The 19,745-nt window shown below is 71.4% G+C and carries 18 protein-coding genes; 12 read left to right on the top strand and 6 right to left on the bottom strand.

The window, feature by feature from the left end; genetic code table 11:
* Nucleotides 1-61: 61 nt before the first annotated feature.
* Nucleotides 62-949, top strand: a complete 888-nt coding sequence (locus OHS71_RS15615) for a S1 family peptidase (protein WP_328479990.1) — start codon at nucleotides 62-64, stop codon at nucleotides 947-949.
* Between the two features lie 23 nt (nucleotides 950-972).
* Here OHS71_RS15615 and OHS71_RS15610 read toward each other — a convergent pair whose 3' ends face one another.
* Nucleotides 973-2,598 carry an N-acyl-D-amino-acid deacylase family protein gene (locus OHS71_RS15610; RefSeq protein WP_328479989.1) on the bottom strand — a complete coding sequence of 542 codons (1,626 nt, stop codon included), beginning with the start codon at nucleotides 2,596-2,598 and terminating at the stop codon, nucleotides 973-975.
* Nucleotides 2,599-2,633: 35 nt separating this feature from the next.
* A complete protein-coding gene (locus tag OHS71_RS15605; RefSeq protein WP_328479988.1) occupies nucleotides 2,634-3,908 on the bottom strand; it encodes an amino acid deaminase in 1,275 nt (424 codons plus the stop codon).
* 172 nt (nucleotides 3,909-4,080) lie between these two features.
* On the opposite strand from OHS71_RS15605, the gene OHS71_RS15600 reads away from it, so the two are divergent.
* The 5 genes from OHS71_RS15600 (at nucleotide 4,081) to OHS71_RS15580 (ending at nucleotide 8,739) form a co-directional block, all read left to right on the top strand.
* Entirely contained in the window at nucleotides 4,081-5,121 is a 1,041-nt protein-coding gene (locus tag OHS71_RS15600) for a sugar kinase (RefSeq protein ID WP_328479987.1), read from the top strand.
* Nucleotides 5,118-5,897 (top strand): IclR family transcriptional regulator, encoded by a 780-nt coding sequence (locus tag OHS71_RS15595; RefSeq protein WP_328479986.1) that lies wholly within the window; start codon nucleotides 5,118-5,120, stop codon nucleotides 5,895-5,897. Before OHS71_RS15600 ends, OHS71_RS15595 begins: the two co-directional genes overlap by 4 nt.
* Nucleotides 5,894-6,304 (top strand): RidA family protein, encoded by a 411-nt coding sequence (locus OHS71_RS15590; RefSeq protein WP_328479985.1) that lies wholly within the window; start codon nucleotides 5,894-5,896, stop codon nucleotides 6,302-6,304. Before OHS71_RS15595 ends, OHS71_RS15590 begins: the two co-directional genes overlap by 4 nt.
* Before the next feature lie 228 nt (nucleotides 6,305-6,532).
* On the top strand, nucleotides 6,533-8,011 hold the full coding sequence (locus OHS71_RS15585; protein WP_328479984.1) for a GntP family permease: 1,479 nt from the start codon (nucleotides 6,533-6,535) through the stop codon (nucleotides 8,009-8,011).
* A gap of 65 nt (nucleotides 8,012-8,076) precedes the next feature.
* The gene (locus OHS71_RS15580) at nucleotides 8,077-8,739 is read left to right on the top strand and encodes a hypothetical protein (protein ID WP_328479983.1); all 663 of its coding nucleotides are present in this window, start codon (nucleotides 8,077-8,079) and stop codon (nucleotides 8,737-8,739) included.
* On the opposite strand, the gene OHS71_RS15575 is transcribed toward OHS71_RS15580, so the two are convergent.
* A complete protein-coding gene (locus OHS71_RS15575; RefSeq protein ID WP_328479982.1) occupies nucleotides 8,736-10,106 on the bottom strand; it encodes a M14 family metallopeptidase in 1,371 nt (456 codons plus the stop codon). The genes OHS71_RS15580 and OHS71_RS15575 overlap by 4 nt on opposite strands.
* Before the next feature lie 281 nt (nucleotides 10,107-10,387).
* Here OHS71_RS15575 and OHS71_RS15570 point away from each other — a divergent pair, with 281 nt between their 5' ends.
* Complete coding sequence (locus tag OHS71_RS15570) at nucleotides 10,388-11,728, top strand: Nramp family divalent metal transporter (protein WP_328479981.1); 1,341 nt, start codon at nucleotides 10,388-10,390, stop codon at nucleotides 11,726-11,728.
* Nucleotides 11,729-11,941: 213 nt separating this feature from the next.
* Here the strand turns inward: OHS71_RS15570 and OHS71_RS15565 are convergent, their stop codons facing one another.
* Complete coding sequence (locus tag OHS71_RS15565) at nucleotides 11,942-13,204, bottom strand: hypothetical protein (protein WP_328479980.1); 1,263 nt, start codon at nucleotides 13,202-13,204, stop codon at nucleotides 11,942-11,944.
* 114 nt (nucleotides 13,205-13,318) lie between these two features.
* Nucleotides 13,319-13,831, bottom strand: coding sequence for a SigE family RNA polymerase sigma factor (locus tag OHS71_RS15560; RefSeq protein WP_328479979.1), 513 nt, complete (start codon nucleotides 13,829-13,831; stop codon nucleotides 13,319-13,321).
* A 121-nt stretch (nucleotides 13,832-13,952) separates the two neighbouring features.
* Here OHS71_RS15560 and OHS71_RS15555 point away from each other — a divergent pair, with 121 nt between their 5' ends.
* A complete protein-coding gene (locus OHS71_RS15555) occupies nucleotides 13,953-14,330 on the top strand; it encodes a hypothetical protein (protein ID WP_328479978.1) in 378 nt (125 codons plus the stop codon).
* Between the two features lie 155 nt (nucleotides 14,331-14,485).
* On the opposite strand, the gene OHS71_RS15550 is transcribed toward OHS71_RS15555, so the two are convergent.
* Nucleotides 14,486-16,183 carry a chitinase gene (locus OHS71_RS15550; protein ID WP_328479977.1) on the bottom strand — a complete coding sequence of 566 codons (1,698 nt, stop codon included), beginning with the start codon at nucleotides 16,181-16,183 and terminating at the stop codon, nucleotides 14,486-14,488.
* A gap of 250 nt (nucleotides 16,184-16,433) precedes the next feature.
* On the opposite strand from OHS71_RS15550, the gene OHS71_RS15545 reads away from it, so the two are divergent.
* The 4 genes from OHS71_RS15545 to OHS71_RS15530 all read left to right on the top strand — a co-directional run bounded on the left by OHS71_RS15545 (nucleotide 16,434) and on the right by OHS71_RS15530 (nucleotide 19,735).
* Complete coding sequence (locus OHS71_RS15545; RefSeq protein WP_328479976.1) at nucleotides 16,434-17,306, top strand: hypothetical protein; 873 nt, start codon at nucleotides 16,434-16,436, stop codon at nucleotides 17,304-17,306.
* A gap of 65 nt (nucleotides 17,307-17,371) precedes the next feature.
* Entirely contained in the window at nucleotides 17,372-18,079 is a 708-nt protein-coding gene (gene cpaB, locus OHS71_RS15540; RefSeq protein ID WP_328479975.1) for a Flp pilus assembly protein CpaB, read from the top strand.
* Between the two features lie 13 nt (nucleotides 18,080-18,092).
* Nucleotides 18,093-19,349: an AAA family ATPase gene (locus tag OHS71_RS15535; RefSeq protein ID WP_328479974.1), complete on the top strand. Its 1,257-nt coding sequence runs from the start codon at nucleotides 18,093-18,095 to the stop codon at nucleotides 19,347-19,349.
* Nucleotides 19,346-19,735: a TadE/TadG family type IV pilus assembly protein gene (locus tag OHS71_RS15530; protein ID WP_328479973.1), complete on the top strand. Its 390-nt coding sequence runs from the start codon at nucleotides 19,346-19,348 to the stop codon at nucleotides 19,733-19,735. The genes OHS71_RS15535 and OHS71_RS15530 overlap by 4 nt, the downstream gene beginning before the upstream one ends.
* Nucleotides 19,736-19,745 lie beyond the last annotated feature (10 nt).

Here is a 19,745-nt window from a genome sequence, read left to right as displayed (position 1 = left end):
GACAAAACCAACGGGCGGCCGGAAGATCTCCGGTCGCCTTGTCGTAAGAGGGGACCCCCACATGAGAAAGCCTCTCGTTGCCGCGATCTTCGCCCTGGCCATCGCCGGGGCGGGAGCGGCACCCGCGGTGGCCGCGCCGGTGAGCGCGAAGCCCGCGACCCCGGCCTCCGCGACCCCGGTCAAGGCGGACACCGCAGCCGCCGCGCCGACGCTCAAGGCCGTCAACCTCGCAGGGACCGTCGCGCTCAGCAACTGCTCCGGCTCGGTCGTCCGCTTCCCGAACTCCCTGGACACCGACCCGGCGCTGGTGCTCTCCAACGGCCACTGCCTGTCGACCGGTTTCCCGGAGCCGGGCGAGGTGCTCGTCAACCAGGCATCCAGCCGCACCTTCGGCCTGCTCAACTCGGCCGGCACGCGGGTCGCGACCCTGCGCGCGAGCAAGCTCGCCTACGGGACGATGACCGACACGGACATCTCGATCTACCAGCTCACCAGCACGTACGCCACGATCAAGAACTCGTACGGGATCTCCGCGCTGACCGTGCAGAACACCCACCCGACCGCCGGCACCGCCATCACCGTGGCGTCCGGCTACTGGAAGCGGCTCTACAGCTGCAACATCGACGGGTTCGTGTACCGCATGAAGGAGGGCGACTGGACCTGGAAGGACTCGGTCCGTTACACCTCCGCCTGCCAGACCATCGGCGGCACCTCCGGCTCGCCGGTGATCGACCAGGCCACCGGCAAGGTCGTCGCCGTCAACAACACGGGCAACGAGGACGGCGAGCGCTGCACCGAGAACAACCCCTGTGAGGTCGACGCCGCCGGCAACGTCACCGTCCGCCAGGGCATCAACTACGCCCAGGAGACCTACCTGATCCCGGCCTGCTTCACGACCGGCAACCAGCTCAGCCTGAGCGCGAGCGGGTGCACCCTGCCGAAGCCGTAGGGGCGCGGTGGAGGGGCGTTCCGTCACACGGGACTGCGACGGACCGCCCGCCCCGCCAGCACGTCCGTGCGGCGGCCGTCCTCGACGACGAAACGGCCGTCGATCAGGACGTGCGGGATGCCGGTGGGCAGGGTGCGGGGGGCGTCGTAGGTGGAGCCGGCCGCCACCGTGGCCGGGTCGAAAAGCACCAGGTCGGCCCGATGGCCCTCGCGGACGAGGCCCCGGTCCGGCAGGCGCAGGCGGGCCGCCGGGCGGCCGGTCAGGTGGGCCACGCACTCCTCCAGGGACAGGATCCCCAGCTCCCGTACGTAGTGGCCGAGATAGCGCGGGAACGTGCCGTAGGCGCGCGGGTGCGGCTTGGCGCCCGCCAGGACGCCGTCCGAACCGCCCGTGTGGACGCGGTGGCGCATGATCGTGCGGACGTTCTCCTCGTGGCCGACGTGCTGGAGGATCGTCGGGCCGAGCCCGTCCTCGATCAGCAGGCGGCGTGCCGTCGTCCAGGGGGCCTCGCCCAGACGGACGGCCGACGCGCGGACCGTGCGGCCGACGAAGTCGCCCAGCGCCGGGTCGGCCACGCCGGAGATCTCGACCGTTTCCCAGTCCACCGGCACCCCGTGGCAGCCGTCCGCGCCGGTCACCTCCAGGTCGTGGCGGATCCGGGCGGCCGTGTCGTCGTCCGCGAGCCGGCGCAGGATCTCCGCCGGGCCGCCCTCGCTCGCCCAGCTGGGCAGCAGGGCGGCGAGAGTGGTGCAGCCGGGCGTGTAGGGGTAGGTGTCGAGGGTGATGTCGGCGCCCGACTCCAGGGCCTGGTCCAGGAGGGCCAGCAGTTCGGGGGCGCGGCCCTCGTTCACGCCGAAGTTCATGGTGGCGTGGGCGAGATGCAGCGGGCAGCCCGCCTTGCGGGTCAGCTCGACCATCTCCGCGTACGCCTCCAGCGCGCCGGCTCCGTAACTGCGGTGGTGGGGGCAGTAGTAGCCGCCGTGCTCCGCCACCACGCGGCACAGTTCCGTCAGTTCGGCGCCCGGGGCGTACATGCCGGGTGTGTAGGTCAGACCGGAGGACAGGCCGACGGCGCCCTGCTCCAGGCCCTCGGCGACCAGCCCGCGCATGCGGTCCAGCTCCCGGTCGGTGGCCGGGCGGTCCTCCCAGCCGACGACGAGGGCGCGGACCGTGCCCTGCGGGACGAGGTAGGCCGCGTTGACGGCGATGCCCCGGCCGCCGAAGCCGTGGTCCAGCCGGTCCAGGTACTCGCCCACCGAGCGCCAGTCGAGGTCGAGGTCGTCGCCGTACCCGTTCCAGCCGGTGATGGCCCGGCGGACCCCTTCGAGGGTCCGGTCGTCGACCGGGGCGTACGACAGCCCGTCCTGCCCGAGGACTTCGAGGGTGACGCCCTGCGCGGCCTTCGCGCTGTGGTCGGGGTCGCGCAGCAGGGCCAGGTCGCTGTGGGCGTGCATGTCGATGAAACCGGGGGAGAGGACCAGCCCTTCCGCGTCCAGCTCCCGTACCGCCTTGGGGCGCTGGCAGCCGGCCGCCGCCGCCTCCTTCACGATCGAGACGATCCTGCCCTCGTCGATCAGCACGTCCGCGCGGTAGGAGTCCGCGCCGGTGCCGTCGACGACGTCCGCGTCCCGGATGACGAGGTCTTCCATGCCGTGCCTCCTGCCAGGTCCGACACCGGTGGCGTCTAGAAGAACGTGCGGATGTAGTCGACGACCGTGCCGTCCGCCTCGGCCAGCGGGATCAGCTGCCACTTGTCGAAGGACGTGCAGGGGTGCGACAGGCCCAGGCCGACCCAGTCGCCGACCTCGACGTCCGCCTCGGCGGTGGTGCGCAGCCAGGCGTGCTGGTCGGAGAGCGCGGTCACCGTGACACCGGTGGCGGGCCGTTCCGTGCCGTCGCGGCGGATCACCTGGGCGAAGGGCAGGTCGAGGTCGTAGGCCGCGTCCCGCTTGCCCGCGTTCACGAACGCCTGGTCGGGGGAGGGGCGGGAGACGACCTGCGTCCACAGCCGGAAAGCGGGCTCCAGCGCGCCCTCCCCGGGAACCCGGTTGAACGGCGTCAGTTTGCGGTAGTGGCCGTCGTCGTGCGAGACGTACGCGCCCGAGCGCAGCAGCTTCAGTACCGGGAGGGAGAGCGCGGGGATGCCCGCGAAGACGTCGGCGACCGCGTCGAACCAGGCGCTGCCGCCCGCGCTGACCACGATCTCCTCGGCGTCCGCGAACCGTCCCGCCCGGTCGAGGTCGGCGGCGAGCGCCACCAGGCGGCGCAGCCAGGCGCGCACCCGATCGGGGTCGGCCCCCGGGACCTCGCCCTCGTAGCCCGCGACCCCCACCAGGCGCAGGGTCGGGGCGGCGGCCACCGCCTCCGCGACCGCCGCGCACTCCGCCTCCGTACGGACTCCGGTGCGGGCGCCCTCGCCCGCGGCCAGTTCGACGACGACGTCCAGCGGGCGCCGGGCGCCGCGCAGGGCCGCGTCCATCAACTCGGCCCCGCGCACCGAGTCGACGTAACAGACGAGGCGGAACCCGGGGTCGGCGTCGAGCTGCGCGGAGATCCAGCGCAGGGCCGCCGGGTCCACCAGTTCGTTGGCGAGGAACATCCGCCGCACACCGTAGGCCCGGGCCACCCGCACCTGGTGGGGGACCGCGAGCGTGATGCCCCAGGCGCCGCGGTCGATCTGACGCCGGAAAAGCTGCGGGGCCATGGAGGTCTTGCCGTGGGGGGCGAAGGCGAGCCCGTGCCGGGTCGCGTAGGTCTCCATGAGGGCGAGGTTGTGCTCGAGCCGCTCCGCGGAGAGGGCCAGCACGGGGGTCGCGAAGCCGTCGGTGAACAGGTTGCGGCGCTGGGCGGCCAGCTCGCCGACAGTGAGGACGTCGGCGTCCGGCGGGAGGCCCTTGAAGCGGTGGTCGACCCGTTCCCCGGCGAGTCCGGCGAGCGCGTCGAGTGCCTCGGTACCCATGGAACCTCCCCATCAGGGGCGTTGCAGATGCTGCAACGACCATTGCGTATATCGCTTACTGCTGTCTAACATCTCGGCCAACGCGGGGTCAACGGAGCCTCCCCCAGCCTTCGGCCGGGGGACCCTCCATCTCGCTTCACTCACCCGCACCAGCACGGGAGCCACGACGATCGTGACCGCCACCGGACCCCGCAACGCCCCCGACGTCGTGGACGTCGTCGCGCTCGGCGAGTCCATGGTCGCCCTCCTGCCCTCCCGGCCGGGCCGCCTCGCCGACGTACCGTCCTTCGACCGGGGCATCGGCGGCGCCGAGTCCAACGTGGCGTGCGCGCTGGCGGCGGCCGGACACGCGGCGCGCTGGGTCAGCCGGGTGGGGACGGACGGGTTCGGCGACCATCTCGTGGAGACCGTCCGTTCCTACGGCGTCGACGTGACCTCCGTACGACGCGACCCCGCCCGCCCCACCGGCGTCTACTTCCGCACCGCCGGCGACCGGGCCACCGAGGCGCACGAGGTGGCCTACTACCGGGCCGGATCGGCGGCCTCCGCGATGTCCGTGGACACCGTCGGCCTGGACGCCGTACGGGCCGGCCGGGTGCTGCACCTCACCGGGATCACCGCGGCCCTGTCCGCGGACTGCCTCGGCCTGCTGCGGGAACTGACGGCGCCCCGGCCGGCCCGGCCCCTCGTCTCCTTCGACGTCAACCACCGGCCCCGGCTGTGGACGGACGGCAACAGCCCCCAGGTGCTCCTGGAACTGGCCCGCGGCGCCGACCTGGTGTTCGTCGGCGAGGACGAGGCGGCCGAGGTGTGGGGACTGGAGGGCGCCGACGCCGTACGGACCGCGTTCCCCGAGCCCGTGGTCCTCGTCGTCAAACAGGGGGCGCTCGGGGCGACCGTCTTCGACGGCGGGAGCGTCCTGCACGTCCCCGCCCCGCGGGTCGACGTCGTCGCCGCCGTCGGCGCCGGGGACGCCTTCGCCGCCGGATTCCTCTCCGCCACCCTGCGGGGCCTGCCCGTGCGCGACCGCCTGCGGCACGGACACCTCATGGCCGCCGCCGCCCTCACCGTCCCCGGCGACCTCGCCGTCCCTCCTTCCCGCGACCACGCCGACCGGCTCGCCGCCCTCGACGACACCGCGTGGGGGAGACTTCGACTCGGCCCGGGCTGGACGCAAGCCCCGGCCGCACCGGAGGAGGTACGCACCCCATGAGCCAGACCGTCGACCGAGCCCTGAGCATCCTGCCGCTGCTCGCCGAGGGCCCCGCCGACCTCGGACAGGTCGCCGGCCGCCTCGGCGTGCACAAATCGACGGCCCTGCGGCTGCTGCGCACCCTGCACGAGCACGGCCTCGTCTACCGCCAGTCCGACCAGCGCTACCGCCTGGGCGCCCGCCTCTTCGCCCTCGCCCAGGAGGCGATGGAGAACCTCGACATCCGCGAGATCGCCCACCCGCACCTCGCCCGCCTGAACGAGACCTGCGGGCACACCGTGCACCTCGCCGTGTACGAGGAGGGCGAGGTCCTCTACATCGACAAGGTGGAGAGCCGCTACCCGGTGCGCATGTACTCCCGGATCGGCAAGCCCGTCGCCATCACGGTCGCGGCGGTCGCCAAGCTGCTCCTCGCCGACCTGCCCGAGCCCGAGCGGCGAGTGATCGCGGAGAAGCTCGACTACCCCCTCTACACGGCCCGTTCGACCCCCAACGCCCCTGCTTTCCTGCGCGAGCTGGAGAAGGTGCGCGAACAGGGCTGGGCCACCGACCTCGGTGGTCACGAGGAGTCCATCAACTGTGTCGCCGCGCCGATCCGGGGCGCGGACGGCCGGGTGGTCGCCGCGATGTCGGTCTCCGCGCCGAACGTCGTCGTCACCGCCGACGAACTCCTCACCCTGCTCCCGTCGGTGCGCCGCGCGGCGGACGCCATCAGCGGCGAGTACTCCGGCAGGACGCCCGTATCAGCACCAGCTCCAGACAGGGACACCGCATGACCGAGAAGACCGCCCTCACCCCCACGACCCACACCACCCCGCCCGCGAAGTTCTCGCACGGTGTGAGGAAGGGCAACATCCTCCAGGTCGCGGGCCAGGTCGGCTTCCTGCCCGCCGAGGAGGGCCGGCCGCCGACGCCCGCCGGACCCACCCTGCGCGAGCAGACCCTCCAGACCCTCGCCAACGTCAGGGCGATCCTGGAGGAGGGCGGCGCGAGCTGGGACGACGTGATGATGATCCGCGTCTACCTGACCGACACCGGACACTTCGCCGAGTTCAACGAGCTGTACAACGCGTACTTCGAGGAACAGCCGCTCACCGCTCCGCCCGCGGCCCGCACGACGGTCTACGTCGGCCTTCCCGCCGGACTCCTGGTCGAGATCGACGCGCTCGCCGTCCTCGGCTGACACTCCGTCGGCTCGGCGCACACAGGTCCGCCCGGCACGCGCGGTACCGCCTGAAACAAGCCGCCGCGCCTGACGCCCGTCGTACCGCCTCACGCTCACGCTCACGCCCGCAGTACCGCTTCACCCACACCGTGACGCCTCACGGCACGGTGCCCCCGTTCGCAGGGGGCGCCGTGCCGCGATCCCCCCTGCCCGCATGCTCCGTGAACCCCACCAGAGGACCCCCAATTGTCCTACTCCCTCGCGGCATCCACCCCCACCGAGGCGCCGCCCCACACCGGTGGACTGCTGCTCCTGATCGACGGCACCGCGGGTCTCCTGACCGTCGCCGCCCTCGGCATCGCCCTCCTCCTCTTCCTGATCATCAGGGTCAGACTCCAGCCCTTCGTGGCCCTCCTGGCGGTCTCCATAACCGTCGGCCTGCTGGCCGGCCTGTCCGTGACCGAACTCTTCGGCACCGTGCAGCGTTCGGACGCCGTCTCCACCATCGAGTCCGGGATGGGCGGCATCCTCGGGCATGTCGCGATCATCATCGGCCTGGGCACGATGCTCGGCGCGATCCTCGAAGTCAGCGGCGGGGCCGAGGTGTTGGCGTCCCGGCTGCTCGGTGTGTTCGGCGAGCGGCGAGCGCCCCTCGCGATGGGTCTGACCGGCCTGATCTTCGGCATCCCGGTCTTCTTCGACGTCGGCATCTTCGTGCTGGCCCCGATCGTCTACGCGGCCGCCAAGCGGGGCGGCAAGTCGATCCTGCTGTACTGCCTCCCCCTGCTCGCGGGCCTGTCGATGACCCACGCGTTCCTGCCCCCGCACCCCGGCCCGGTCGCGGCCGCGGGACTGCTCCACGTCGACCTCGGCTGGGTCATCCTGATGGGCGTCGTCTGCGGCGTCCCGGCGGTGCTGGCGGCCTGGGCGTACTCGGCGTGGATCGGCCGCCGCATCTTCGTCGCCGTACCGCAGGACATGGTCGAGGCCGCCGCAGAGGCGAAGCAGGCCGTCGTCGAGGAGCAGCGGGCGCAGGGTGTGGTCCCGCGCGAGGACCCGGTGCCGCTGGGCACGGTCGTGGGGATCATCGGCACACCCCTGGTGCTGATCCTCGCCGCCACCTTCTCCTCGATCGCCCTGGACCCCTCCACGGGCCGCTCGGTGATCGAGTTCTTCGGCAGCCCGTTCGTGGCGCTGACCATCGCCCTGCTCCTCGCCTACTACCTGCTCGGCATCCGGCGCGGCTGGTCCCGCAAGTCGCTGGAGACGGTCTCGACGGCCTCGTTGAAGCCGGTCGGCAACATCCTCCTGGTGGTCGGCGCGGGCGGGATCTTCGGCGCCGTCCTGAAGGCGAGCGGGGTGGCCCAGGCGCTGTCCGACACCTTCAACGACGTGGGTCTGCCGGTGATCGTGCTGTCCTACCTCATCTCGGTGGTGCTGCGGGTCGCCCAGGGCTCCGCGACGGTGGCGATCGTGACCACGGCGGGCATCGTGGCGCCGCTGCTCGCCGAGGGCGACCACTCGCAGGCCTTCGTGGCCCTCGTCATCATGGCCGTCTCGGCGGGTTCGATCTTCGCCTCGCACGTCAACGACGGCGGTTTCTGGATGGTGGCCAAGTACTTCGGCATCAGCGAGCGCGACACCCTGAGGACGTGGACCGTGCTGGAGACGGTGCTGTCGGTGGCCGGGTTCGTGATGGCGGCCGGATTGAGCCTCTTCGTGTAGGTCTCCGGTAACGAAGTCAGGGGCTGACTGTGTCCGGCACAGGATCTTCGACCATACTGCCCGCTGTGGAGCAGCGCATAGGTTCGAGCAGCCAGCCCCTGGAGGGCGCCGGGTTCGACCCGGCATTCATCCCCGGGCTCACGTCGCCCGTGACCGCGGAGCCGGAGGACGCGAGTCCGGCCGAGGACGACGGCGTCGGCGCCGTCGAGCCCGAGGAGCGGAAGGGGGAGTCAGCGGCGCCGCAGGAACCGGACGCGTCGGACGAGGAGCAGGACGCGTCGGACGAGCCCGCCGAGGGGCCGGTCTTCGAGGCCGCCGACCGCCGGGCCCGGATCGCCGCCGACGCCAAGGGCGTTCGGCTCCGCCTCGACGAGGAGGCGTGCGAGTTCCGCTGGGACGAGATCGGCGCGATAGAGACCGAGTCGCCGCGGTTCGGCAAGCGGTTCACCATCACGGTGCACACCCCTGACCGCCGCTGGTACCCGATCGAGATCGAGGCGACGGCCAGGGCCCGCTTCAAGGAGTGGGAGGAACAGCTGGACGCGGTCCTCGACGCCTACTTCGAAGAAGGGGAAGCGGACGCCGAGGACACGGCCGTCGAGGCCGACGGGATCGCCGAGCTCGAGGACGCGGACGTCAAGGACGCCGGGTCCAAGGACGCCGGGTCCAAGGACGCCGGGTCCAAGGACGCCGAGTCCAAGGACGCCGACGTCAAGGACGCCGACTAGGCGCAGTACTGGCTCTGCTTCCCGATGGACCGGTACATGCAGTCCGCGTTCTCGAGAAGCTGGAGCACCGCGTCGCGGTTACGGGAGGTCTCCCGCTCGATGATCTCGTCGGGCGGGTAGAACCCGCCTCCCGAGGCGGACGACGGATACATCTCGAAGGTGTACGAGAAGATCTTCTGCGTACCCCAGAGATAGTCGTCGATCGACCCGTCGGTGATGTACAGGTCGCTCGACTGCTCCGGGGTGTACCCGTTGCTCGCGGCCATCTTCTGCCCGACGGCCTTGAACGCGGCGTTGTCGTCCGCGGTCATCCCCGTCGCGGTGTCCGCGGTGGTCCAGCCGAAGGGCCACAGCACCAGCTGGCTGTACGTGTGGAAGTCGATCCCGGCGGTGATCTGCTGCTTCCCGCCCACGATCCGGCTGCGCACGAAGTCGGCGACGACCTTCACCTCGGGCGCGGACTCGGCGGACGCGCCCCGGTAGGTCTCGGAGGACGTCGACCCCGAAGATCCGCCGCAGCAGCCGAACTTGTAGTTCCAGTTCCGGTTGAGGTCCGTACCGACGTACGAGGAACCGGAGTTGGGCTGCCGGTTCTTGCGCCAGGAGCGGTAGGAGCCGGTCGCCACGTCGTACTCGCCGCCGTCCGGGTTCAGGTCGGGGACGATCCAGATCTCGCGGCCGTTGACCATGTTGGTGACGCGCGGGTCGGAGCCGTAGCCGGCGCCCAGCTCGCGGATGAGGTACAGCGCCATCTCCACGGTGAGGTGCTCGCGGGCGTGCTGGTGGTGGGTGAACAGCACCTCCGGCTCGGCCTCGTCGGTGGCGACGTTGTCGCTGATCTTGACGGCCACGATGTCGCGGCCCTGGTAGGACTTGCCGATGACCCGTTTGCTCATGATGCCCGGGTAGGCGGCGATGCGCTGGTCGATCTCCGCCGTCATCTCGGCGTAGTTGTGGTACTTGGAGTCGGCGGACGGGAAGTCGTAGAGCCGCACCTCGCCCTCGGCGACCCGGTCCGGCGCCGAGCCCAGCAGGGACACCTCGTACCCCTGTGAGCGCAGCTTGCGCACCTGGTCCGCGCGGCCGGACACGACGACGGTCTCCTCGTCGGCCTCGTCGACGCTCACCCCGGACCGGGCGATCGCGGTGCGCGTCTCGGGGGTGCTGTGGCGGATGTGGATCTCGTACTGGTGGATGTCGTCGGCGGAGGGAGCCGCCTTGGGGGCGCTGCCCGCCGCCGCGTCGGTGACCGTCGCCGAGACCGGTCCGGCGAGAGCGAGGGCGAGCAGTGCGGCGAGGACGGTGCTCCGTCTGCCGCTACGGGCGCTCGTGGCGCCGGTGCCTGAGCCGCGTACGCGAAGTCGCATGAACTCTCCTCGTGGGGAGCCGGGTTGTGGGGGGCTGTGCGCTTGCTGTGTGCGGCGGTGCGGTGCCGCTCATCGTCGAGGTGTGGCATGAGCAGGTCAAGACGCGACAAAAGGCCGTTGGCCGGAATCGTGCGGAAATCGACCGGCGACCTGGCCGCGCAGTGTATCCACGGACGCGCCGGTCGCCCGGTATTGACCGTTCGGTGCGGATGTGAGCCCATCGGGTGGAGATGACGTACGCCCTCTTGCCGGACCGGCCCCTTTGAGCTTTCTTGACCTTCATGGCGGACACCACGGGACCCCCCACGGGAAACACCACACAATCCGAGGCTCCACCCGGCATCGACAGCGACACCTCCCCCCGCAAGTCCAGTTGGAAGTACATCGGCCCCGGCATCGTGGTCGCGGCGACCGGCGTCGGCGCCGGCGACCTGGTGGCCACCCTCATCGCCGGCAGCAACTTCGGCTACACCCTGCTCTGGGCGGCGGTCGTCGGCTGCCTGGTCAAGATCTCCCTGGCCGAGGCGGCAGGCCGCTGGCACCTCTCCACCGGCCGCACCCTGTTCGACGGCTGGGCGAGCCTCGGCCGGTGGACGACGTGGTTCTTCGTCGTCTACGTGGTCGTCTGGGGCTTCGTCTACGGCGCGGCGGCGATGTCGTCGAGCGCGCTGCCCCTCCAGGCGCTGTTCCCGGACGTGATGGACCTCAAGGCCTGGGCGGTCGCGTGCGGGCTGGTGGGCCTGGTCTTCGTCTGGTTCAACAAATACGCCGTCTTCGAGAAGGTCATGACGGTCCTCGTGGGCGTCATGTTCGTGGTGACGGTGTACCTGGCGATCCGGGTCACCCCCAACCTGGGCGACGCCTTCGCGGGCCTCCTCCCGGTCCTGCCGGACGAGAAGGACTCCGTCCTCAACACCCTCGGCCTGATCGGCGGCGTCGGCGGCACGATCACCCTCGCCGCGTACGGCTACTGGGTCAACGCCAAGGGCTGGACGAACACCGGCTGGATGAAGGTGATGCGGCTCGACAACCGGGTCGCCTACGTGACGACGGGCATCTTCGTCGTCGCCATGCTCTTCGTCGGCGCGGAACTGCTGCACTCGGCGAACGTGGCGATCGCGAGCGGTGACAAGGGGCTCGTCCAGCTGGCCGACATCCTGGAGGCCGAGTACGGCACGGCGACGGCCAAGTTCTTCCTGATCGGCTTCTTCGCCACCTCCTTCACCTCCCTGATCGGCGTCTGGCACGGCGTCAGTCTGATGTTCGCCGACTTCGTGGCCCGCTACCGGGGTCACGACGACGCCACCGGGACGGAGGTCGCCTCGGGCGCGCGCGAGCGCTCCTGGCCCTTCCGCGCGTACCTGCTGTGGCTGACCTTCCCGCCGATCGTGCTGCTCTTCCAGGGCCAGCCGTTCCGTCTGGTCATCCTGTACGGCGTGCTGGGCGCTGCCTTCCTGCCGTTCCTCGCGGGGACGCTGCTGTGGCTGCTCAACTCCTCCCGCACGCCCACCCGATGGCGCAACGGACCGCTGAGCAACGCCATGCTGGCACTGGCCGGGCTGCTGTTCCTGGTGCTGTGCGTGAAGCAGGTCTGGGACCAGCCGTGGTCGGAGTTCTTCTGAGCAGCCCTCCACGGCGATCCGCACTCGCGCGACCCGGTCGGTCGAACACGGCAGGCGGCCTCACGCCGCGCGAGCGTCCCGACCGCGCCACTCCTCGGCCGCAGGGTTTCCGCAGGCCGTGTCTCCGGAGGCCGGTCCCCCGGACGCCGGTTCCCCCGCAGCGGTACCGGCGTCCGAACCCGAGCCCGAGGGCCAGTCCATCCGCGTTCCCCGTCAGTCCTCTTGGCTCACCCAGCGGGGGCTGAGCGCGATCGTCCGCAGCTGCTCGATCGTGAGCGCGGGCTCGGCGCGGGTCGCCGCCTTGTGCTGCTCGGGGGTGTTGAAGGCCGTGACGAGCACGCGCATGCCGTTCTTGCGCATGGTGTCGACCGACCACTGCACGACTCCTGCCCCGCCTTTCTCGCCCGGCCCCTGCTTCACGGCGACCCGCGTGCCGTCGTCCAGGGTCTCGGAGCCGGAGCCGTACAGCTGGTCGGCGACGTCGGACATGTCGGGCTGCACGTTGACCTGGACCAGGCTCCGGCCCTTGCCGTCGTCGACGACGAAGTAGCCGTACTCGGTCTCCTGGCTGCCGTTCGAGACGCGATCGAGGTTCTTGGGCAGCAGCAGAGCGAGCTTGCGCAGGATCAGCCAGCCGGCCATCCCCGCGGGCCGTGCGGACGAGGCGGCCGGGGCGGTCGGCCTCTTCTCCACGGGCATGGCGGCGATGATCCGGCGCCACTCGGAGGCCGTGGCGAGTTTCTTCAACTGAGCTGTGGTCAGGGGCGGTTCGGGACGGGTGACCGGCTTGCCCTTCTCCGCCGCGGCGTTCCACTCGATGACGCTCACGTGCTGCCCGGCCCGGGTGACCAGGTCCGCCCCCCACGCCTTGGTGTCCTCACGGCGGTCGGGATACTCGTAGCCCTGGTAGACGGTGATCGCCGACCCGTCGGGCAGGACCTCGGTCCGGCAGCTGTCGAGGCCCGACTGCGCGCCGTCCGCGCAGGGCATCACCCGGGCGGACGGATCCAGCTCGCCCTCGTTCGCCGGCATCCGGTCCAGCCCCACCGAGATGGATCCCTCGCCCTTGCCGTCGTCGAACACGCCCACGGCGAGCGGCGGCAGCTTCCCGTCCGTGCCGCGCGCCTCCGTCCGGCTGAACTTCCCCTCGGGAAGCAGCTTCTTCAGGGTGCGGACCACGTCGTCGGCGGAGTAGGACGCCTTGGCCCCGGAACTGGATCCGGTCGCGGCGACGGAGGAGGGCCGTGGGGCGGGCGTACCGTCCCACGGCACGAGCAGTGCCCCGCTCACCCCGACGAGGGCGATCCCCGCCGCTCCCCCCGCGATCGTTGCGCGGCGCTGCAACTGCATCCGCCGGCCACGCGCCGCCCCGGCGGTGGACAGGCCGGTACGGGGGGAGTCGAAGGCGCCGCCCGCCTGATGCAGGGCGGCGGAGAGGCGGGCCTCGAAGGGATCGCCGTGCTGGTCTGCGGGCATGGTGAACCACCGTTTCCACGAGCTTGGAGGGAAGTCGAAGTGAGGGGGCCGGACGGCCGGACGGAGTGTCCCGGGGCCGGTCCGTGCCGGTCGGGGGCTGGATCAGGGTCCGTCTCAGGGGCGTGCGTAGGTGCCGATGTCCTCGCCCAGCAGGTCCCGCAGGCGCCCCAGCGCCCGCGAGCACCGCGTCCGCACCGCCGCCGAGGTGGCGTTCAGCGCGTCGGCGGTCTCCTCGATCGAGCGGTCCTCCCAGTACCGCAGGATGACGACCGCCCGGTCTTTGGCGGGCAGCCGCCCGAGCGCCTGGAGCAGCGTCAGCCGGAGCGGGGTGTCGGTGGCCGCGCCGTCGGCCAGGTCGGGAAGCGTGTCGACCGCCCGCTCCCTGCTGCTGCGCCGTCTTTGATGGGTGAGGAAGGTGCGGGTGAGGACGGTCTGCGCGTACCCGGCCGGGTTCTCGACCCTGGACACCCGCCCCCAGCGGACGTACAGCCTGCCGAGGGTCTCCTGAACCAGATCCTCGGCGAGGTGTGTGTCCCCGGCGGTGAGCAGACACGCCGACCGGTACAGATGCCCGGCCCGCGCCGCCGCGAACTCGGCGTACTGGTCCGCGCGGGCGGCCTGCCTCATGAGTGTTCCCCCTGCGTCGGTTCCGCTGTCGTCCTCACCTCACTAATGCGGTGAGGGGCGGGAAATGTTTCAGGGAAAACCGGAAGTGGGCGCACAGGGGCCGCGGGGGTACGTTTCCGCTGTGACAGACCAGCCGCCGCCGTACCCTCCGCAGGGCTTCGGCCCGCCCCCGCCGCAGTTCGCCCCGCAGTACGCCCCGCAGGCGGCCCCGCCGCCGTCCGGCCCGGAGTTCCTCGCGGTCGACAAGCGCAACTCGGTCGTGGTCGACGCGTCGGGCGTCGCCTTCGAGATGTACGACATCACGGTCGACTTCCCCTGGCCCGAGATCCGGAGCGTCCACTACAAGGCGAGCCCCGACGGCAAGGCGCTCATGGTCGCCGTCGTGCATGTGGACGGCAGGGTCTACGAATGCGTGGTGACGGCGAAGCCGAGGGAGCGGATGCGGGGCTGGTTCGCCCAGTTGGCCTGGGTGCTCGGGTACTACCGGCCGACGGGGTAAGGGACGGCGGACGCACGGACGCCTGGGCGCACGGTGCGTGGCGCACGGCGCACGGATGCGTGGACGCGTGGAAGGGCGCCGCCCACGGTCGTGCCGTGGAGCGACGCCCTCCGTCACCCGTCACCCGTCACGCGTGACCCGGCACGGCCGCCGGGTTACGGCAGTCCGTGCACATGCGGGCCCACCGCGTTCGACCAGGCGTTGCCCGCCGCCGCGTCCCAGTTCGTCGACCAGGTCATCGCGCCCCGCAGATCGGGGTAGGTCTTCGACGGTTTGAAGGAGCCGCAGCCGGTGCCCTTGGTGAGGCAGTCCAGGGCGTTGTTGACCACCGCGGGCGACACGTATCCGCTGCCCGCGCCGCTCGTGGAGGCCGGCAGGCCCAGTCCCACCTGGGAGGGGGAGAGGCCGCCCTGCAACTGGATGCAGGCCAGCGCCGTCAGGAAGTCCACCGAGCCCTGCGAGTACACCTTGCCGTCGCAGCCCAGCATCGAACCGCTGTTGTAGTACTGCATGTTGACGACCGTGAGGATGTCCTTCACGTTCAGTGCCGTCTGGAAGTACCCGTTCGACGTGGACTGCATGTCGATCGTCTGCGGGGCCATCGTGAGGACCAGCCCCGATCCCGCCTTCGACGACAGGGACCGCAGCGCCTGCGACATGTACGTCGCGTTCAGGCCGTTCTCCAGGTCGATGTCGACGCCGTCGAAGCCGTACGTCTGCATGAGGGCGTACACCGAGTTCGCGAAGTTGGCCGCGGACGTCGGGTCGCTCACCGACACGGTGCCGTTCTGGCCGCCCACCGAGACGATGACCTTCTTGCCGGCCGCCTGCTTCGCCCTGATGTCCGCCTTGAACTGGTCGACCGTGTAGCCGCCCAGGCCCGCCGAGTCCAGGTTGAAGGTCACGGCGCCCGGGGTCGTCGTCGCGTCGGCGAAGGCCACGGCGATGATGTCGTACTGGGAGGAGACGCCGGAGATCCGCTGGACGGTCGCGCCGTTGTTGAAGTTCTGCCAGTAGCCCGTCACCGCGTGCTTGGGCAGTGTCCCGCCCCCGGTGCCGCCCGTGGTCGTCGTCGCGGTCACCGCCGTCGACTTCACCGACTCGCCCGCCGCGTTGGTCGCCGTGACCTGGAAGCTGTACGCGGTCGACGCGGCGAGTCCGGTCACGGTCGCCGAAGTCCCCGTCACCGCCGTCACCTTCGTGCCGCCGCGGTAGACGGCGTAGCCCGTCGCGCCGGACACCGCGTTCCAGGAGAGGGACACGGACGACGACGTCGTGCCGGAGACGGTCAGGCCGCCCGGCGCGCCGGGGACCGTCGGGGCCGGGTCGCCGCCTCCGCCGCCGTCGGGGCCGTACACCGACACGTCGTCCGCGTAGTACGCCGCCTGGCCGTACCAGCCATGCGTGTACACCGTCACCGAAGTGGTCGAGGCGCCCGTGGTGAAGGTGGTCGACAGCTGCTTCCAGGCCGGCGAGTCCGGGGTCCAGGTCGAGACGTCCGTGGTGCCCGTGCCGGTCACGCCCAGGTAGGTGTAGCCGCCCTGGACCCACGCGCTCAGCGTGTACGTCGAGTTGGGCTTCACGGCCACGGTCTGGGCGCACCGGGCGTTGTCCTGGCCGGCGGGCGTCGCCTTCAGCGCCGCCGCGCCGGTGTGCGCCGGTGACGGGACGGTCGTACCGCTGCCCGCCGAACAGGTCCAGGCGGCGAGGCCGGACTCGAAGCCGGCGTTCTTGGCGTTGTTCAGGTCCGCGGCGGACGCCTGAGCCGCGCCCGTCATGGACAGGGCGAGGGCGGCGGCCATGACGCCCGCGGCTCCCGACCAGAGTCGTGTCGTTCGTTTGAGTGGGGACATGACAGTAAGTTGGTCCAGACCAATTCTGTTGTCAAGAGGTTCGGTTGTGGAGGGGCGGTGGAAGTGAAGTGCGCCTGACCTGCCCCGATTTGACGTGACTTGCGGGAGGAAGAGTTGCTTGCCAGTCACGGAAAGCTGTTCTCCGGCCACAGGGGCGTGGATACAGTGCTGAGGTAGTCACGCAATGAAGTCACCCCGGCGCGCCGGAGTAACGCCGGTGGGCCGGACCGCGGGAATCGGGGAGCTGCGCGTGCCAACAGCCATTGCCGTGACCGGAGCCGACCTGGCGCTGCCGCCGCAGGACGAGCGCACCCTGCCCGCCGCCGTTCTGGCGGGCCTCGACCAGCAGCCGCTGGAGCAGGCCCTCGCCGCCGTCCAGGCGCTGCTCGACCAGTACGGCCATGTGATCGTCCTGTACTCGCGGGCCGTGCCCACCGCCGTGGAGCGGCGACTGCACACCATCCGCTCCCTCCTGGAGAGCGACCGCATCGCGCTGTTCCGGCCCGATCTCCCCCCGCTCGCGGTGGCCGTCCTCGCCCGCCAGCTGCGCCAGCTGGCCTCCTGCGACCTCGGCCCCGGCGTTCTCGCCTCCGCGGGCCGGCTGCTCACCCACTACCTCCACGCGGGCGCGCTCCTCGGCTCGGTCGCCCGCCTCGACCGGGTGCCCGTGGTCGGCCTGAAGTCGCATGCCAGGTCGTGGGTCCCGGGCAGTCAGTTCGGTGTGCTCGCCCACCCCCAGCCGGAACTCGTCAGGGCCACCCCGCAGACGGCCCTGCCCGGCCCGGAGTTCGGCACCTGGCTGCTCGTCGCCCGCGGGCAGTTCCAGTCCGACTGGGTCACCGACGTCCTCGCTCCCGCCTGGAAGGTCCAGGGGCGGCGCGAGACGCAACTGCCCGCCGAGTCCGCGCACTGGTGGGGCACCGGCAAGGCGATCGAGTTCTGCGCCTACCTGCCCGACCTGTCCGTCCTCTACCAGCTGGTCACGTCCGTCCGGCAGAGCGTCTGCCACTGGTGCGGCATCGACGTCATCGGCGACCGCTGCGTCTTCTGCTCCGCGACCCCGCCGCCCGCCTCCGACCTCACCGCCCGTCCCGCCGCCCGCGCGCTCACCGCGGGCGGCTGAGACAGCCCGACCCGTACGCCCGTTCCCGTCCGCTCGACCCGACCCCCAACGAGGTTGCACGGTTCATGAACTCCCGTCAGCGCCGCGGCGTGATTCTCCTGCTCCTGTCGGTCCTGTGCGCCCTCGGCGCGTTCGCAGGCGTCCTCTCCGTCGTCGACGACGTGAAGTCCAAGGTCGGCCCCGAGGTCACCGCGTACGAGCTGCGTTCCGACGTGCTGCCCTACACCACCCTGAACGCGGGCCAGTTCAAGAAGATCCGGATGCCCGAGCGCTGGCTGTCGCAGAACGCCGTCACGGACCTCGCCGCCATACGCGGAAAGATCGCCGTGACGACGCTGAAGAAGGGCTCCCTGCTCCAGAGCGACATGATCGTCGAACAGCCCGCGCTCCAGCCGGGCCAGCAGGAGGTCGCCATCATGATCGACGCGGCCACCGGCGTGGCCGGCAAGATCACCCCGGGGTCCTCGGTCAACGTCTACGCCACCTTCGAGGGCGCCCGCGACAGCGACCCCGACCAGTCGAAGATCATCGTGATCAACGCCAGGGTCCTCGACGTCGGCCGGATCACCGCCCTCGAGCCCGACGAGAAGGACCGGAACCGCTCGGTCACCGACGCGGTCCCCATCACCTTCGCGCTGTCCACCCTGGACGCCCAGCGCATCACGTACGCCGAGTCCTTCGCCAAGCGGGTCCGCCTCGCCCTCGTCGCACCCGGCGGCGACACCACGGTCCCCGACAAGGACCGTACCTACGAACTCGTCACGGACAAGTGAGAGGCCGCCGCCCATGCCCACGAGGATCCTCCCGGCCGTCGGCGACGCGGACGCGGTCCGTTCCCTCACCACCCTGCTCAGCCAGCTCCCGGACGCCGAACCGGTCACCCCGGTGTCCGACTCCACCCAGCTCGTGGACACCCTCGCCCGGCTGGCCGCCGAGTCGGTCGACGAACTGCCCGAGGTCGTCGTCGTCCACGAACGCATCGGCCCCGTCCCGGCGCTGGAGCTGGTCCGGGAGGTCGCCCTGCGCTTTCCCGCGGTCGGCGTCATCCTGGTCACCACCGACGTCGGACCCGGTCTCTTCGCCGCCGCCATGGACTCCGGCGCCCGCGGCCTGGTCACCCTCCCGCTGAGCTACGAGGATCTCGCGACCCGCGTCCAGGCCGTCGCCCAGTGGTCGGTCGGCGTACGCCGCCATCTCGGCCACGGTGCCGACGTGTTCACCGGAGTCGGCGGCACCGTCGTCACGGTCAGCGGCGCCAAGGGAGGCGTGGGCGCCACCCTCACGGCCGTCCAGCTCGCGCTGGCCGCCCAGGCGTCCGGCCGCACCACCGCCCTCGTCGACCTCGACCTCCAGTCCGGCGACGTCGCCTCCTACCTGGACGTCCAGTTCCGCCGCTCGGTCGTCGACCTGGCGGCCATCACCGACCTCTCGCCCCGCATCCTCGCCGAGGCCGTCTTCCGCCACGACAGCGGAGTGGCCCTCCTCCTCGCCCCCGGCGAGGGCGAACGCGGCGAGGAGGTCACCGACCGGGCCGCCCGTCAGATCATCGGCGCCCTGCGCTCCCGCTACGAGGTCGTCGTCGTCGACTGCGGCGCCCAGCTGAGCGGCGCGGGCGCGGCCGCCGTCGAACTGGCCGAGCGGGCCCTGCTGGTGACCACTCCCGACGTCGTCGCCGTCCGCGGCGCCAAACGCACCGTGCGCATGTGGGACCGGCTCCAGATCCGCAAGGCCGAGGAGACGACCGTCGTCGTCAACCGCCACACCCGCAGTACGGAGATCCAGCCGCCGCTCATCCAGAAGATCACCGGCACGGCGATCGCCGCGACCACGGTCCCCGCCAACTTCCGGGAACTCCAGGCCGCGGTGGACGCCGGCCGCGTGCACGACCTCGACGCCAGGGGAGCCGTCCGGCAGGCCCTCTGGGCGCTCGCGGGAGAGCTGGGACTGGTCAAGGCGCCGGAGACCGCCCTCGTGCGCAGGGCGGGCGGACGGGCCCGCGGCGGGGACCGGGGCGCGGCCGGGTTCCGGCGGCGGAGGGAGTGAGCGGCGTGCGGCGGCAACGGACAGGGGACCGGGGCCAGGTCACCATCGAGTTCCTCGGCATGACACCGCTGATCATCGTGACCCTGGTGGTGGTGTGGCAGTTCGTCCTCGTGGGGTACACGTTCACGCTCGCGGGGAATGCTGCCGACGAGGCGGTGCGGGCCGGCGCGGCGGCGCACCGGGGGGAGCGGCAGGCAGTGTGCGAACAGGCGGGCAGGGCGAAGCTGTCGGACGCGTGGGCGTCCGGGGCGACGGTGACCTGCTCGTCCTCGGGCTATGTGACGGCGGACGTCTCGCTCGAGGTCCCGGTCCTCTTCCCCGGCACCGTCAACTTCCCGTTCACCGTGCACGCCCACGCGGGCGCGGTCGAGGAGGAGGACGACTGAGATGCCGTGG

The organism is Streptomyces sp. NBC_00377 (genome assembly GCF_036075115.1).
Lineage (GTDB): Bacteria > Actinomycetota > Actinomycetes > Streptomycetales > Streptomycetaceae > Streptomyces.
This window is presented reverse-complemented; position numbering and strand designations above follow the sequence as displayed.

Coding starts and splice junctions, on each gene's coding strand:
- OHS71_RS15550 (WP_328479977.1), bottom strand. CDS start 16,183: ATGTCCCCACTCAAACGAACGACACGACTCTGGTCGGGAGCCGCGGGC.
- OHS71_RS15610 (WP_328479989.1), bottom strand. CDS start 2,598: ATGGAAGACCTCGTCATCCGGGACGCGGACGTCGTCGACGGCACCGGC.
- OHS71_RS15575 (WP_328479982.1), bottom strand. CDS start 10,106: ATGCGACTTCGCGTACGCGGCTCAGGCACCGGCGCCACGAGCGCCCGT.
- cpaB (WP_328479975.1), top strand. CDS start 17,372: ATGAACTCCCGTCAGCGCCGCGGCGTGATTCTCCTGCTCCTGTCGGTC.
- OHS71_RS15615 (WP_328479990.1), top strand. CDS start 62: ATGAGAAAGCCTCTCGTTGCCGCGATCTTCGCCCTGGCCATCGCCGGG.
- OHS71_RS15595 (WP_328479986.1), top strand. CDS start 5,118: ATGAGCCAGACCGTCGACCGAGCCCTGAGCATCCTGCCGCTGCTCGCC.
- OHS71_RS15560 (WP_328479979.1), bottom strand. CDS start 13,831: ATGAGGCAGGCCGCCCGCGCGGACCAGTACGCCGAGTTCGCGGCGGCG.
- OHS71_RS15570 (WP_328479981.1), top strand. CDS start 10,388: ATGGCGGACACCACGGGACCCCCCACGGGAAACACCACACAATCCGAG.
- OHS71_RS15605 (WP_328479988.1), bottom strand. CDS start 3,908: ATGGGTACCGAGGCACTCGACGCGCTCGCCGGACTCGCCGGGGAACGG.
- OHS71_RS15535 (WP_328479974.1), top strand. CDS start 18,093: ATGCCCACGAGGATCCTCCCGGCCGTCGGCGACGCGGACGCGGTCCGT.
- OHS71_RS15565 (WP_328479980.1), bottom strand. CDS start 13,204: ATGCCCGCAGACCAGCACGGCGATCCCTTCGAGGCCCGCCTCTCCGCC.
- OHS71_RS15590 (WP_328479985.1), top strand. CDS start 5,894: ATGACCGAGAAGACCGCCCTCACCCCCACGACCCACACCACCCCGCCC.